The 12,916-nt window shown below is 62.3% G+C and carries 13 protein-coding genes; 4 read left to right on the top strand and 9 right to left on the bottom strand.

What is annotated here, in order from left to right; all coding sequences use genetic code 11:
• Positions 1-3 precede the first annotated feature (3 nt).
• Positions 4-1,836 carry a gamma-glutamyltransferase gene (locus AACZ55_RS06425; RefSeq protein ID WP_339644347.1) on the bottom strand — a complete coding sequence of 611 codons (1,833 nt, stop codon included), beginning with the start codon at positions 1,834-1,836 and terminating at the stop codon, positions 4-6.
• Between the two features lie 222 nt (positions 1,837-2,058).
• Between AACZ55_RS06425 and AACZ55_RS06430 the strand changes: the two genes are divergently transcribed.
• Genes AACZ55_RS06430 through AACZ55_RS06440 form a run of 3 tightly spaced genes read left to right on the top strand, consistent with a single transcriptional unit; the run spans position 2,059 to position 4,254 of the window.
• Complete coding sequence (locus AACZ55_RS06430) at positions 2,059-2,736, top strand: GntR family transcriptional regulator (RefSeq protein WP_338607321.1); 678 nt, start codon at positions 2,059-2,061, stop codon at positions 2,734-2,736.
• The gene (locus AACZ55_RS06435; RefSeq protein WP_339644350.1) at positions 2,726-3,112 is read left to right on the top strand and encodes a DUF4440 domain-containing protein; all 387 of its coding nucleotides are present in this window, start codon (positions 2,726-2,728) and stop codon (positions 3,110-3,112) included. The genes AACZ55_RS06430 and AACZ55_RS06435 overlap by 11 nt, the downstream gene beginning before the upstream one ends.
• Before the next feature lie 41 nt (positions 3,113-3,153).
• Positions 3,154-4,254 (top strand): Xaa-Pro peptidase family protein, encoded by a 1,101-nt coding sequence (locus tag AACZ55_RS06440; protein WP_339644353.1) that lies wholly within the window; start codon positions 3,154-3,156, stop codon positions 4,252-4,254.
• A 22-nt stretch (positions 4,255-4,276) separates the two neighbouring features.
• Here AACZ55_RS06440 and cueR read toward each other — a convergent pair whose 3' ends face one another.
• The 8 genes from cueR to AACZ55_RS06480 all read right to left on the bottom strand — a co-directional run bounded on the left by cueR (position 4,277) and on the right by AACZ55_RS06480 (position 11,666).
• Complete coding sequence (gene cueR / locus AACZ55_RS06445) at positions 4,277-4,678, bottom strand: Cu(I)-responsive transcriptional regulator (RefSeq protein ID WP_338607324.1); 402 nt, start codon at positions 4,676-4,678, stop codon at positions 4,277-4,279.
• Entirely contained in the window at positions 4,675-7,170 is a 2,496-nt protein-coding gene (locus AACZ55_RS06450; protein ID WP_339644358.1) for a heavy metal translocating P-type ATPase, read from the bottom strand. The genes cueR and AACZ55_RS06450 overlap by 4 nt, the downstream gene beginning before the upstream one ends.
• An 86-nt stretch (positions 7,171-7,256) precedes the next feature.
• The gene (locus AACZ55_RS06455; RefSeq protein ID WP_339644361.1) at positions 7,257-7,946 is read right to left on the bottom strand and encodes an RES family NAD+ phosphorylase; all 690 of its coding nucleotides are present in this window, start codon (positions 7,944-7,946) and stop codon (positions 7,257-7,259) included.
• Positions 7,940-8,350 (bottom strand): MbcA/ParS/Xre antitoxin family protein, encoded by a 411-nt coding sequence (locus tag AACZ55_RS06460; protein ID WP_338607327.1) that lies wholly within the window; start codon positions 8,348-8,350, stop codon positions 7,940-7,942. Before AACZ55_RS06460 ends, AACZ55_RS06455 begins: the two co-directional genes overlap by 7 nt.
• An 89-nt stretch (positions 8,351-8,439) precedes the next feature.
• Complete coding sequence (locus AACZ55_RS06465; protein WP_339644374.1) at positions 8,440-9,024, bottom strand: hypothetical protein; 585 nt, start codon at positions 9,022-9,024, stop codon at positions 8,440-8,442.
• On the bottom strand, positions 9,021-9,464 hold the full coding sequence (locus AACZ55_RS06470) for a hypothetical protein (protein WP_339644377.1): 444 nt from the start codon (positions 9,462-9,464) through the stop codon (positions 9,021-9,023). The genes AACZ55_RS06465 and AACZ55_RS06470 overlap by 4 nt, the downstream gene beginning before the upstream one ends.
• On the bottom strand, positions 9,461-10,675 hold the full coding sequence (locus tag AACZ55_RS06475; protein WP_338607328.1) for a YeeE/YedE family protein: 1,215 nt from the start codon (positions 10,673-10,675) through the stop codon (positions 9,461-9,463). Before AACZ55_RS06475 ends, AACZ55_RS06470 begins: the two co-directional genes overlap by 4 nt.
• 88 nt (positions 10,676-10,763) lie before the next feature.
• Complete coding sequence (locus tag AACZ55_RS06480) at positions 10,764-11,666, bottom strand: sulfurtransferase (protein ID WP_339644365.1); 903 nt, start codon at positions 11,664-11,666, stop codon at positions 10,764-10,766.
• 222 nt (positions 11,667-11,888) lie between these two features.
• On the opposite strand from AACZ55_RS06480, the gene AACZ55_RS06485 reads away from it, so the two are divergent.
• Complete coding sequence (locus tag AACZ55_RS06485; RefSeq protein ID WP_339644368.1) at positions 11,889-12,824, top strand: AEC family transporter; 936 nt, start codon at positions 11,889-11,891, stop codon at positions 12,822-12,824.
• The last annotated feature ends 92 nt before the right edge of the window (positions 12,825-12,916 follow it).

Genomic DNA, 12,916 nt, shown 5'->3' on the forward strand with positions numbered 1-12,916 from the left:
TGGTTAGCGGGCTATCGCGTAACCCTGCATCCCTCTGGGATTGGAGCCGGCCATTACGATCTGGTCGTCTCCATCCAGTTCTCGACCGACAACACTCAGGCGCCCTTCCGCCCAAGGGTCGGCGATTTTCACGTCGTGGCCGCGCGCGCGCAGGTTCTCGACGGTTTCAGGCCCGAACCGCTCCTCGAGCGTGAGCGAGGCGAGCCCCACCTCGCGCGGCCAGAACGAGCTGGGCAGATGGTCTGTGTGAAAGGCCGGCGCGTCGATAGCGTGCTGGATATTGTAGCCGGCATGGATGTGGCGCAGCAGGAACTGAAGCTGCCACTGATCCTGCTGGTCCCCACCTGGTGTACCCAACGCAAGATAGGGCATCCCGTTTCTGAACACCGTGGTCGGCGTCAAGGTCGTCCGCGGACGAACCCCCGGCCGCAGGGACGAGGCAAGACCTTCCATGAGCCAGAACATCTGCCCGCGAGTCGTCAGTGAGAAGCCCAGGCCGGGAATGACCGGACTGGACTGAAGCCATCCACCAGAAGGCGTGGCCGAAACCATGTTGCCCCAGCGATCGACGGCACTGACCTGCACCGTGTCGCCCCGTTGCGCCCCTGTTTGATCGAGCGCGGGCTCCCCCATTCTGTCCGTCGGAGGCGTGATATCTTTTGCCACCGTCGGCTCGCCACCACCCATCCCAGGTTGCTTGATGGTCCCAAACGGACGCTGCGGCGGGAAATTCGCATTGCGCCCATCGGGCGCCCCGGGCTCGATCACCTGCGACGCGGTCTCGCCGATCAATGCTTGCCGCTGGGCAGTATATGGCGCGCTCAACAGCGTTTCGATCGGCACGTCCGCGTCGTCGCCATACCAGGCGTCGCGGTCCGCCATCGCCAGCTTTGTGCTCTCGGTGACCAGATGCACGAAATCGGCCCCGAGCGGATCGACTTCGGCAATCGCGGTGCCAGAAAGAAGGTTCAAAGCCTGGAGCAACACCGGGCCTTGGGACCATGGCCCGCACTTGAAGACCTCGTAGTCATCATATTGGACAGAGAGCGGCGCTTCGATTTTCGGGCGCCAGCCCGACATGTCATCTGCGCGCAGCAATCCTTTGTGATGGCGACCGGAAACGTCCCATACGGACTCGGTTTCGCAATACTGGCCGATCCGTTCGGCTACCGGGCCTTCGTACCAATAGGCCAAGGCTGCCTCTATCCTCGCCTCCCGGCTCTGTACCCCGTTCGCCTCTTGCAGAATCAGACGATAGAGCTTTGCCACCTCGGGATTACGGAACAGCTTACCGGCCTGCGGCACCTTACCATTGGGCAGATAGAGAGCCGCGGAAGACGGCCAATGGGTATCGAACAGCTCGCGCATCGTGCCGATGGTATTTGCGATGCGCGGAACTATGGGATGACCGTGCTCGGCATAATGGATGGCTGGCGCCAGAACGTCCTCCAGCTCGGCCGTTCCGTAGTCGCGCAAGAGCGTCAGCCAGGCGCCGAATGCCCCCGGCACGCATGCGGGCAACAAGCCGGTGCCCGGCACGAGGTCCAGACCGAGTTCTGCGAATTTGGCCAGTGTCGCACCCGCCGGGGACGGCCCCTGACCCGAAATCACGATGGGGCGCTGTCCTGCGGGTGTCACGATGATGGGCACCTCGCCACCGGGGCCGTTAAGATGAGGCTCCACGATCTGCAGGACGAAGCCGGCAGCAACTGCTGCATCAAAAGCCGTATGGCCACTCTCAAGCAAGGACATGCCTGCGGTCGAAGCAAGCCAGTGCGTTGCCGAAACAGCGCCAAGGGTGCCGCGAAGCTCCGGACGGGTCGTAAACTGGCTCATGGGCACACCTGTTGCGTCGGTCGACAAAAGCGAATGAAAAATGCCAATTTGCACACAAAAATGTCGGTTGTTGCTTTGAGATCGATAAGTGGGAAGAGGTTGTCGCCCCGTTGACGACATATTGTATACTTTGATTGCGGATTGCAACAGTCTTGTATACTCATTGCCGACATTAACGGGTTTCGCGGCTGGAAAAGTCGGATATTGCGAAGGGAGGCAGGCATGCTTGATGACGTTACGAGAAGTCGCAGAGTTCAGAGCGATATCCTCGTTGAACAGCTCGAAGCCGATATCATTTCAGGTCGAATCGAGCCGGGAACCAGGCTCGACGAAAATTCGCTCGCCCAGCGTTTTGGCTTGTCGCGCACGCCCGTGCGCGAGGCGTTGCACGCTCTGTGTGGACGTTCGCTCGCAGAGCGCGTGCCATACAAGGGCGTTCTCGTCGCCGCGCTCTCTCCTGAGCGTATCGATCAGATGTTCGAGGCCATGGCGGAGATGGAAGCGACCTGTGGAAGACTCGCGTCACAACGCATGACAATGAGCGAACGCGCGCGTCTGGAGGCCATGCATCGGGATATGAACGCCCTGGCGGAAGATGGCGATTTCAACGCCTATGAGAGCGTCAATTCCGACTTTCATTCGCTGATTATGGCGGGGAGCCATAACCTCGATCTGGTGGCGCTGGCTGACGCCATGCGGCTCAAGCTGAGGCCCTTTCGAAAGTACCAGTTGCAGGACCAGGGACGCTTGAGGCGTTCGTGCCAGGAACATCAGGACATCATCGATGCCCTGCTGGACCAGGATGCACAGCGCGCCGGAACAGCGCTGCGAAGGCATCTGGTTTCCGCCGCTCAGGAATTCCTGATGCGTCGCACCGCGGAGCAAGCCAATGAGCGATAGGCAGGAGATCGCCGCCATTTACGCGGTGATGGCACAGATGCAGGCTGCGTGGAATACAGGCGATTTCGCCGGCTACATGAAGGGATTTTCCAATCCCGATGTAATTTTTGTTTCCCGGGGTCAAATTCAAAGCGATTGGCAAGCGACTCTCGATCACTACGAACGCGATTATGGCGGTGGCCCGGGTCGCCGCGGTCACCTTGAATTCTCGGACATGAACGTCGTGGTGTTGGCCCCCGGCGTCGCACAACTGGTCGGGACTTACACCCTCGTCCGGGACACTGGCACCCAAACGGGCATCAATACGCGAATACTGCACAAGCGCGCCAAAACCGGCTGGGTCATCACTCTCAATCACGTCTCGGCCCGCACCTAGGGTCGGAACACATTCTCCCATCCAAAAAAGAAAAAATCGCCATGGCTACTCATTTCGATGAACGCATCGCTCGTCTGCGCCAGCGTATGCAGAAAACGGGCACGGATCTCGTCGTGCTGGGACCGCACTCCCATCTGCTCTGGCTTACTGGCGTCGAGGCCCATGGGGACGAGCGTCCATGCCTACTGCTGGTTTCGGACGACCGCGCCGGATTCCTGATGCCGCGCCTTAATGCGTCAGATTGCCGAAAGGACACCGACCTGCCGTTTTTCGAATGGTCCGACGCAGACGGACCGGCCAGGGCCTTCGCCGACCTTTTGGACCATATGGACGCCGCCAGAGCCTCGACCGTGGTGATCGATGAAACAATGCGCGCCGATTTTGCACTTTTCGCGCTCGACGCGCTGCCGGGTGTGTCTCGGCGTTTTACCGACGATACAATCGGCTATCTTCGCCGGCGCAAGGATGCGTTCGAATACGAACGTCTCAAAGACAGCGCCGGCGTCAACGATCGCGCATTTCAGGCTGCGGTTGCAGGCATCCGTCCAGGCATGAGCGAACGTGAGCTGGCCAAAATCATTGCCGACCACTATCCGCTCGAAGGTGCACGTGCTGCCTTTTCCATCGTTGGCGCTTCCGAAAACGGCGCCTATCCTCATCACGCGAGTTCGGAGCGCACATTCCGCGCCGGCGATGCGATCGTGGTTGATATCGGCGGACGCAAGGCCGGCTATCCATCCGACATGACACGGATGATCGTTCTAGGTGAACCGCCGGCGCAATATGAACAGGTGCATGAAACCGTTGAGCGCGCAGTTCAGGCCGCGCTGGCCGCCGCCCGGCCGGGTGCTCGAGCGTGCGATGTCGACAACGCCGCCCGCACGGTGATTGCCGATGCCGGGTTCGGCGAGTTTTTCCTGCACCGGACCGGGCATGGAATGGGCCTCGACATCCATGAGCCGCCCTATATTACCGAAACCAGCGACACGACGCTTGAAACGGGAATGGTGTTTTCCATAGAACCGGGAATCTATTTGCCGAACCGGTTCGGCGTGCGCCTCGAGGATATCGTGATCTTGCGCGAGGACGGCCCAGAAATTCTCTCCACGCTGCCCCGCACCGCTGCGCGGGTTGACGTTTGAAAGACGTCATTCTCCTTTTGCATCAGGCCCGCACCTCGGTGCCGGCAAGCTGACCGAGGATGGGGCAGTCGGGACGGTTGTCGCCTGAGCAGCAATGGGCGAGGTGCTTGAGGGTATCGGCCATTTCCTGAAGCTCGGTGATCTTATTTTCGAGCTCGGCAATATGGTTGGTGGCAATGGCCTTTACGTCGGCGCTGGCGCGGGACTTGTCCTGCCACAGGCCCAGAAGCGCCGCTGTTTCGTCCATGGAAAAGCCCAGCGTGCGGGCGCGTTTGATGAACCGCAACGTGTGGATGTCGTCAGCACCATAGACGCGGTAATTGCTCTCGGTCCGGTCGGCGGGGGTGATAAGGCCGATGGATTCGTAGTAGCGAATCATCTTGGCCGTCACGCCCGACGCTTTTGCAGCCTGTCCGATGTTCATGCTGTCGTGCTCCTACGGTCCGCGACCAGCGGTGGCCGATAGCCCCGCAGACGCAGGGCATTTGTGACCACGCAAACGCTCGAGAGCGCCATGGCACCTGCCGCCAGCATGGGCGAAAGCAGGACGCCAAAGGCGGGAAAGAGTACCCCGGCGGCGACCGGGATCAGCAGCGCGTTATAGCCGAAGGCCCAGCCGAGGTTTTGGCGGATATTGCCCATCGTGGCGCGCGAGATCGCGATGGCCTGCACCGCCCCGCGCACATCGCCGCCCACCAGCACCACGCCGGCGCTTTCGATGGCCACGTCGGTGCCCGTGCCGATGGCGATGCCGACATCGGCGGCGGCCAGCGCAGGCGCGTCGTTGATGCCATCGCCGACGAAGGCGAGCTTTCTGCCCTCCGTCTTGAGCTTCTCGATGGCTGCGACTTTACCCTCGGGCAGCACCTCGGCCACCACGTGGTCGATGCCGAGCTGGTCTGCTATGGCGCGCGCCGTGTTGACGTTGTCGCCGGTTATCATCGCCACCTGCAAACCGAGCGCATGGAGATGGGCAATCGTTTCGGCGCTTGTGGGCCTGATGGGATCGGCCACAGCAACGATGGCCGCCAGTTTGCCATCGATAGCGGCGAAAAGCGGGCTCTTGCCTTCGCGACCCAGTCTCTCGATGTCGGGCGTGAAAGCGGCAAAATCGATACCAAGACGCTCCATGTAGCGGTCTGCGCCCACCTCGATCCTGCGGCCCGAAACGTTCGCGACAACGCCAAAGCCGGGCACCGAGTCGAAATCTGCACTGTCCGGCATGACCAAATCCCGGTGGCGGGCTGCTGTAACGATAGCCTGGCCGATCGGATGTTCTGAGTTGGCCTCAACCGCCGCGATGAGCGAAAGCACCTCGCCGTCCTCGAACCCGTCAGCAACGATCAGATCGGTCAATTCGGGCACGCCCTTGGTCAGTGTTCCGGTCTTGTCGAAGGCGACGATGCCGACGGACTGGAGAAGCTGCAGCGCCTCGCCCTTGCGGAACAGCACGCCGAACTCTGCCGCCCTGCCCGTTCCGACCATGATCGAGGTCGGGGTGGCCAGTCCCATGGCGCAGGGGCAGGCGATGATCAGCACCGCAACGGCGTTGACCAGCGCGAAAGTGTATGCCGGGTCGGGCCCGAAAACGGCCCACACCACAAAGGTCAGTGCCGCGATGGCCATGACGGCCGGTACGAACCACGCCGTCACCTGATCGACAAGCGCCTGAACCGGCAGTTTGGAGCCTTGCGCCTGTTCGACGAGCTTTATGATCTGGGCGAGCATTGTATCGCCACCGATTTTGGTGACTTTAAACCGAAAACTGCCGGTCGTGTTGATCGTGCCGCCGATCACGGTATCGCCCTCGGCCTTGGCCACGGGTACCGGCTCGCCCGAGATCATTGCCTCGTCGATAAAGGACGTGCCCTCGGTCACAATCCCGTCGACCGGGATTTTCTCGCCGGGACGGATGATGATGATATCGCCGACGCTAACGCTGTCGAGCGCGACTTCGATGGTCTCACCACCCCGCAACACGCGGGCCGATTTGGCCTGCAGGCCGACGAGCCGCTTTATGGCGTCGCTGGTCCGCCCCTTGGCGCGGGCTTCGAGCAGGCGCCCGACCAGAATGAGCGTGACGATGACCGCCGCCGCCTCAAAATAGTTGTTGCGCGCCGTATCGGGCAGCAGTTGCGGGGCGAAAGTGACGACACTCGAATAAAGATAGGCTGCACCGGCTCCGAGCGCCACCAGAGAATTCATGTCGGGAGTGCGCCGGAAAAGCGCCGGAACGCCTTTAACAAAGAACCGCCGTCCCGGCCCGAACAACACGGCACTGGCCAGCACGAAATAGGCCGGATAGAGCCATCCCATGGGCACCGTCTGCATCAGCCATTGATGGAAGGGCGCGTAGAAATGGCTGCCCATTTCCAGAACGAACAGCGGCAGGGTAAGAAGGCCGGAAATGACGACGTCGCGCTGCAGCGCGCCGATTTCATCGGCCTTTGCCTGTTCGCGACTTTGGGTGTTCTGGTCCGACAGACGATGGGGCGTGTAGCCAGCCCCCGTGATCGCCGCTTCCGCCGCGGCAAGACCGGCTTGGCCACCCACGATATCGAGCGTTGCCCTTTCGGTCGCCAGATTGACAGAGGCGGACACGATTCCGGGCGCACCAGCCAACGCGTCCTCGACGCGTTTGACGCAGGACGCGCAGCTCATCCCTTCGATGCCGATTTCGAGCTTTTCGACCGGCAGTTCGTACCCGGCGTCCTTGATGGCCGCACGCAAGGCAGTGGCGTCGAAGTCGGGGCCAGGGCTGACGGTCAGGGTTTCATTGGCAAAATTGGCCCGCGCCTCAACGACGCCCGGCAGTTTGGCAGCCGCCGTTTCCACACGCTTGACACAGGACGCGCAACTCATCCCTTCGACGGGAAAGCTCAGCGTTGTCGACTGGCGGGAAACCGGGGCGTTCATGGCGTAATCCTTGACTGTGTGAAGCCATGCTAAGGCTTCCCATCATGGTAAGGTCAAGCCTTCATATAGGGTGGTCGAGGCGACAATTACAGGGCGAAAATGGCGCTGGTGCTCGAGTTGCGCACCCGGTCGACGCGCGTGCCGTCCCAGTGGAAATCGAAATGATCACCCTGAACCGGTATTTCCATGAGGTCGGGCCAGAAGATGCCGACGCATTCGCCGCCCGGCGCGCGCACGCTGCGGTAAACGACGCCATTGCTGCCGGCCGCGCGCAACGTTTTGCCGAGCGCTTGAGGCGGTCCGTAATTGTCGGGCAGGTGACAGTCGGGCCGCTCACGCACATCGTGCAGGTCGAGATCGAGCGCGTTGACCAGAACGCGAAATTGCGAGGTCCAGCCGGGCGCTTCGGCGCTGGCCGCCATGGCGATGGCGTGATGGTGGGCGACCTCGCGGATGGCCACTTCCTCACTGCTGCCGGCGCTGTAAACGCCGTAGGTTCCGTCGGTAAACCGACCCGGTCGATCGGTGCTGACATGAACGAAAGGCGCCATCAACCAGCTTGCCCCCTGCCCGGCCACGCGGCGATGCGGCGGGACCAGATCGAGCCGCCCCAAATGCTCCCAGACCCGGGGATTGGTTTTCGATTCCGCCGAAGCCAGCGCCTCCCAATCGGCCGGGTCGGCGATGTCCTCGAACAGGTCGATGGGCGGATAGATGGTGCGGATAATCCGAAACGCCCTGCCCCATTTTATGTGGGCAACCGCAACACTCACCAACCGCCCCGTTCAGCGTCGAGATAGCTGCGGATGCGGGCCAGCGCGAAAATGGAGCCCTCCGCCATGATATCGACCGGAGTGCGACCGCCGAGCGCGCTATTGGGCTTTTTGACCCACCCATAGCCGCGTGCCGGATCGGTAAAGAGATAGCGCAACCCCTTGTGTATGCCCATGAGCAGCGACAGGCGGGTCGCCAGATCACGGTCGATCCGCCCCACCTCCCCTGCTTTCCAGCGCGCATAGGTGCGGGCAGCAAGGCCGCCGAGGATTTCCCGCGCCTCGGCGTCCGAGAGATCCCAGCGGTCAAACAGGTTCACGACCGTGCGCGCCATGGCGGCGGCCTCAGCCGCCGTGATCTGGGGCCGCTCGGGGGCGGCGTCGGCTCTGGGCAGTTCGTGCAGCATGACTTCACCTCTTGGCGTAAAATAGGAGGGATAATGCCATTTGGCAAGATCAAGGACGAACGAGACCGCCAGCTAATCGCTCGGGGCGGCTAAAACAGCAGTTCGGCGGTGACTTCGAGGGCCTTGTCGTCGCGCACGGCGATATCGCCCTCGGGGCGATACGCGGCCAGGGTCCGGTCGCGCTCGTGAATCAGAGCCCGGATTTCATCGTCATAAGCGGCCAGCACCGCTGTCAGCCAGCGATTGACCAGATAGGACGGGCGCGGCATGTGGACGTCGAATTTTTCCAGCAACGCAATGGTGGGTTCGGCGTCCAGCCAGTCGTCGCCCACCACCCACTGATTGACCGTGAACAGCCGCTTGAGCTTGCCGAAGGGATCGACGCCAATGGCGATCAGATGGTGGATCGGGCCGTTGGTGCCCTGCGGGCGGACGAAACAGTGAAAATGACCGTGCTCGATCGCCCCGTCTGGGTCGTCGGCGGGGTGCGAATGGTAGAACCATTGCGCCCCGGTCTCGGGATCGAAGACGTCGTCTTTGGGATAATGGGTCCAGACCGAGATGTCGGATGCATCGCGCAGGGTTTCGGTCAGAACCGTGAGCCCGCCCTTGGCGAGCACGGATTCGCAGAAGGCGATTTCGTGCAGGGCCTGCTGGCGGGCATCACTCATCAGTTCACCACGAGATCGGGAGCTTCGGTTGCCCCCTCGGGCATCGTGGCTGGAGGCGGAGGCGGCGAGGCCATTTCGGGCTCGGCCTCTTCCGGTTCGGGCATGGGTGCGGGCGGCGGAGGCGCGGCGGCAAGCTGGTTCGCTGGTTCCTCGGGCATTGGTGCAGGCGGTGGCGGGGCGGAAGCCATCGGCGCTCCAGCCGCGCAGGGGGCCGTAGCAACGGGAGCCCCCGCCGCACAAGGGGCCGCAGCGACCGGCGCACCGGCCGCGCAGGGGGCGCCGGCCGCACAAGGCGCAACGGCGGGACTGGCGGTGCCCGCCTCGCTTTGCGCCACGGGATTGGAGGCACGGACGACCGGGTTGGAGATATGATCGGCGGCGATAGCCACCGTGCCGACGGCCAGCGCCGCGCCAAACAGGAGGGTGTTACGTCCGGTGGTCATTTTTTGGCAAATCCATCAAGTCCGAACAGGGGGCGGGCCCAGATGCCGATGAACGAACCGACAAAGGCACAGATAAACCACAACCAGCCATGCAGGCTGCCCGAGGCGATGCCGGAAAACAGCGCACCGATGTTGCAGCCGAACGAGAGCCGGGCACCATAACCCATGAGGATACCACCGACGGCGGCGGCGATCAGGGAACCGAGGGGCAGTTTTGCCTTGGGGGCGAACTTTCCGGCCAGCGCGGCGGCCAGACCAGCACCCAGTATGATGCCGAAATCCATGACCGATGTGTTGTCGGTCAGGACCGAGGAATTGAGCGCCTCTGCCTGAGCCGGCCAGGTCCAGAATTCCCAGGTCGCGACAGGAATGCCAACGGCATCGGCGATCTTGGCGCCCCACAACCCGAAGCCATAGGTGATCGACCACGGGTGGCCGGCCACCAGCAACGTGGCGACATTGAGGATGGCCAGCACCAGCCCTGCCCCGACCAGCGGCCAGGGACCATAGAGCAGCCAGGTCCAGCCCGGACGCTTGGGCGCAGGCTCGGGTTCGAGATTGCCGTGCGCGCGCTTTTCGATCACCGCGGTAACGATGGCGACGAGCGCAAGGGCGATGATGGTCAGCCCGATGGCGGCAGGAAGGCCGAACTGCACCCGTGCGTCGATGACCCCGAGCGAGGGCGCCTCGAGCCAGAACGGCAGGTGGGCCGTGCCCAGGACAGCGCCGACGATAAAGAAGCCAAGCGTGACCAGCATGCGGGCCGATCCGCCGCCGACCGTAAACAGCGTTCCCGATCCGCAGCCGCCGCCCAATTGCATGCCCAGGCCGAACATCGTCGCGCCGACGATGACGGACACGCCCACCGGCGCCAATGCACCCACGAGCGGCTGTCCGCCGAGATTGCCGGCTGCAATCAGCGGCATCATGGCAATGGCGGTGACCCCGATCATCAGCATCTGGGCGCGCATACCGCGACCGCGTTTTTCCACCACCATGCGGCGCCAGCCGCCGGTAAAGCCAAAGGCACCGTGATAAAGTGCGGCACCCAACCCCCCGCCAATGGCGAACAGGGAGGCCTGGCGCAGATCGACGAGATACCAGATGGCGATGAAACCGAGGATCAGCCCCAGCCCGGTCACCAGCGTGGGGGCCCGATCGGACACCGCAGCGGGCAGATAGGATGGACGATCGAGAGCGACGTCAGACATGTCGGTCTTTCAAAGTATGAGGTCCTGAAATGAAACAGATGCCCCGAACGCCGGGGCATCTGCAAGGGTCAGACCAAAGGTCGACCGATTATTCGACCGGACGCGAGGAGTCCGCTGTCCATTCGGCCATCGAGCCGTCATACATCGCGGCGTTTTCGTTGCCGAGGATTTCGTGCAGGCCGAACCAGGCGACCGAAGCCCAATGGCCGGTGTTGCAGAAAACGATGCTGTCTTCGTCCGATGTCACATTCACGGCTTCGAGCAGCGCAGCCACGGTATCGGGCTGGGCAAAGCGTGCATATTCCGAGCTGTAGAATTCGGAGTGCGGGATGTTGACCGAGCCGGGGATGGTGCCCGCCGTGGCAACCACCGGGCTCTTGGACTGACCCAGATGCTGTTCCACAGGACGGCCATCGACCAGCGCCGTGCCGTTTTCGAGCGCTTCGAGAACGTCGTCGGTGGTGGCGATCAACTCGGGGCGCACTTCGGCGGTAAATTCGGCCGCTTCGGGTGTTGCCAGTTCAGCGACGCGTTCGCCGCCGGCCGCGTCGAACTGGCGCCAGCCGCCATCGAGGATCGAAACCTCGTCATGGCCGAGATATTTGAAGGTCCAATAGACACGGGTGGCACCGCCGATTTCCGAAGAATCGGTACCCCAGGGCACGATCACAACGTGGTCGTCATTGTCGATGCCGAGCGAGCCGATCAGTTCGGCAACCTGTTCGACGGGCGGAATCTGGCCTGGAACGCCCTGCACCTCGGTGCGCCAGCCGGCCGAACCGTAAGGCGCAACGACCGAATTGGCGACATAAGGCAATTCGCCCAGATCGGTGCCTTCGATATTGTCGCGAATATCGAGGATGACGACATTTTCGGCGCCGGCATTTTCGATCAGCCAGTTCGCATCGACCAATGGCGTGACTTCAGACTGAGCGATGGCCGGTACGGTCAGTGCTGCGGAAATGGCCATTGCCGTTAAGGTCAGGCGCATAAGAAATCTCCCGGTTTTGAGTTGCCCCATTATCGCTCAATGACGATGAAGGTGCGAGGGCTGGACGATCAAAATTTGCGTGAGGCGCAAAATAGCCTGCCAGCAAATCGTTCGCCGAGAGCATGAAATTGCACGTCGCGACAAATCCCTATTGTTCTGGTAGCGCTTGGCCAAACGTTTGGAGCCGTCTAGACAAGGACATTCCTCGTTGTCCGGACATCCATGCTCGCCCTTATCTTCTCGGCCCTGTTGCCCATCGCACTCATCATCACACTTGGGCACCTGCTCAGGCGCTTCGGCTTTCTGGGCGAGGGTTTCTGGCCCCAGGCCGAGCGGCTGGCCTATTTCGTTCTGTTGCCGCTGCTGTTCGCGCACGGTCTTTACAGGGCCGACCTGTCCGACGCTCCGATCGAGTTGATCGCCGCAGGGCTGGTCGGCCCGGCGGTTCTGGGGACGCTGGTTCTGCTTGCGGCCAATCGGCTGACCCGGTTCGACGGCCCGATCCTGACATCGGTGGTCCAGGGCGGCATAAGGTTCAACAATTATGTCGGTGTCACCGCCGCGGTGGGGCTGCTGGGCGTATCGGGCGCGGCGCTGGCCGCCGTGGCCAACGCCATTCTGGTTCCCACCGTCAATATCGTGTGCTCGCTGGTCTTTGCCCGTTACGGCAGTCGCCAGCCATCGGCCGTGAGCGTGATCAAGTCCATAGCGCTTAATCCGTTGATTCTGGGGTGCGTGGCCGGCATCGTCCTGCGTTTGACCGGCATCGTGTTGCCCGCCGGCATCGAAGGTTTCATGCAGGCGATGGGTCAGGCAGCCCTGCCGATCGGCCTGTTGTGCGTCGGAGCCGCGCTCAACTGGGAGGCGCTGGGGCGCGGCATCCGGCCTGCGCTGGTCGCAACGGCCGCGCGTTTCCTGCTCATTCCGGCCATGACAGTGGCAATCTGCCTAGCGGTCGGGCTGACCGGCCCTGCGGCGCTGGTCGTGCTGTTGATCCAGTGTCTGCCCACGGCCTCGTCGGCTTACGTCATGGCGCGGCAACTGGGCGGCGATGCACCGCTCATGGCAGGCATTATCGCCTTCCAGACGGTGTTGGGGGTCCTGACCGTTCCGATCACCCTGGTGTTTCTCGCGCCGCTGATTGGCGCCGGGCTTTAGAGCGTGTCCAGCAAAAGTGGAAACGGTTTTGCGGTTTGGACACGCGACAAAACAGGGGTTTAGAGCCAAGGATTTGATTCAATCAAATCCTT

Origin of the sequence: uncultured Pelagibacterium sp. (assembly GCF_963972885.1) — a bacterium.
Classification (GTDB): domain Bacteria; phylum Pseudomonadota; class Alphaproteobacteria; order Rhizobiales; family Devosiaceae; genus Pelagibacterium; species Pelagibacterium nitratireducens.

What these genes read in the sequence shown, in the direction of transcription:
- AACZ55_RS06425 (WP_339644347.1), bottom strand. Translation starts at nt 1,836, where the DNA reads ATGAGCCAGTTTACGACCCGTCCGGAGCTTCGCGGCACCCTTGGCGCT.
- AACZ55_RS06430 (WP_338607321.1), top strand. Translation starts at nt 2,059, where the DNA reads ATGCTTGATGACGTTACGAGAAGTCGCAGAGTTCAGAGCGATATCCTC.
- AACZ55_RS06435 (WP_339644350.1), top strand. Translation starts at nt 2,726, where the DNA reads ATGAGCGATAGGCAGGAGATCGCCGCCATTTACGCGGTGATGGCACAG.
- AACZ55_RS06440 (WP_339644353.1), top strand. Translation starts at nt 3,154, where the DNA reads ATGGCTACTCATTTCGATGAACGCATCGCTCGTCTGCGCCAGCGTATG.
- cueR (WP_338607324.1), bottom strand. Translation starts at nt 4,678, where the DNA reads ATGAACATCGGACAGGCTGCAAAAGCGTCGGGCGTGACGGCCAAGATG.
- AACZ55_RS06450 (WP_339644358.1), bottom strand. Translation starts at nt 7,170, where the DNA reads ATGAACGCCCCGGTTTCCCGCCAGTCGACAACGCTGAGCTTTCCCGTC.
- AACZ55_RS06460 (WP_338607327.1), bottom strand. Translation starts at nt 8,350, where the DNA reads ATGCTGCACGAACTGCCCAGAGCCGACGCCGCCCCCGAGCGGCCCCAG.
- AACZ55_RS06470 (WP_339644377.1), bottom strand. Translation starts at nt 9,464, where the DNA reads ATGACCACCGGACGTAACACCCTCCTGTTTGGCGCGGCGCTGGCCGTC.
- AACZ55_RS06475 (WP_338607328.1), bottom strand. Translation starts at nt 10,675, where the DNA reads ATGTCTGACGTCGCTCTCGATCGTCCATCCTATCTGCCCGCTGCGGTG.
- AACZ55_RS06480 (WP_339644365.1), bottom strand. Translation starts at nt 11,666, where the DNA reads ATGCGCCTGACCTTAACGGCAATGGCCATTTCCGCAGCACTGACCGTA.
- AACZ55_RS06485 (WP_339644368.1), top strand. Translation starts at nt 11,889, where the DNA reads ATGCTCGCCCTTATCTTCTCGGCCCTGTTGCCCATCGCACTCATCATC.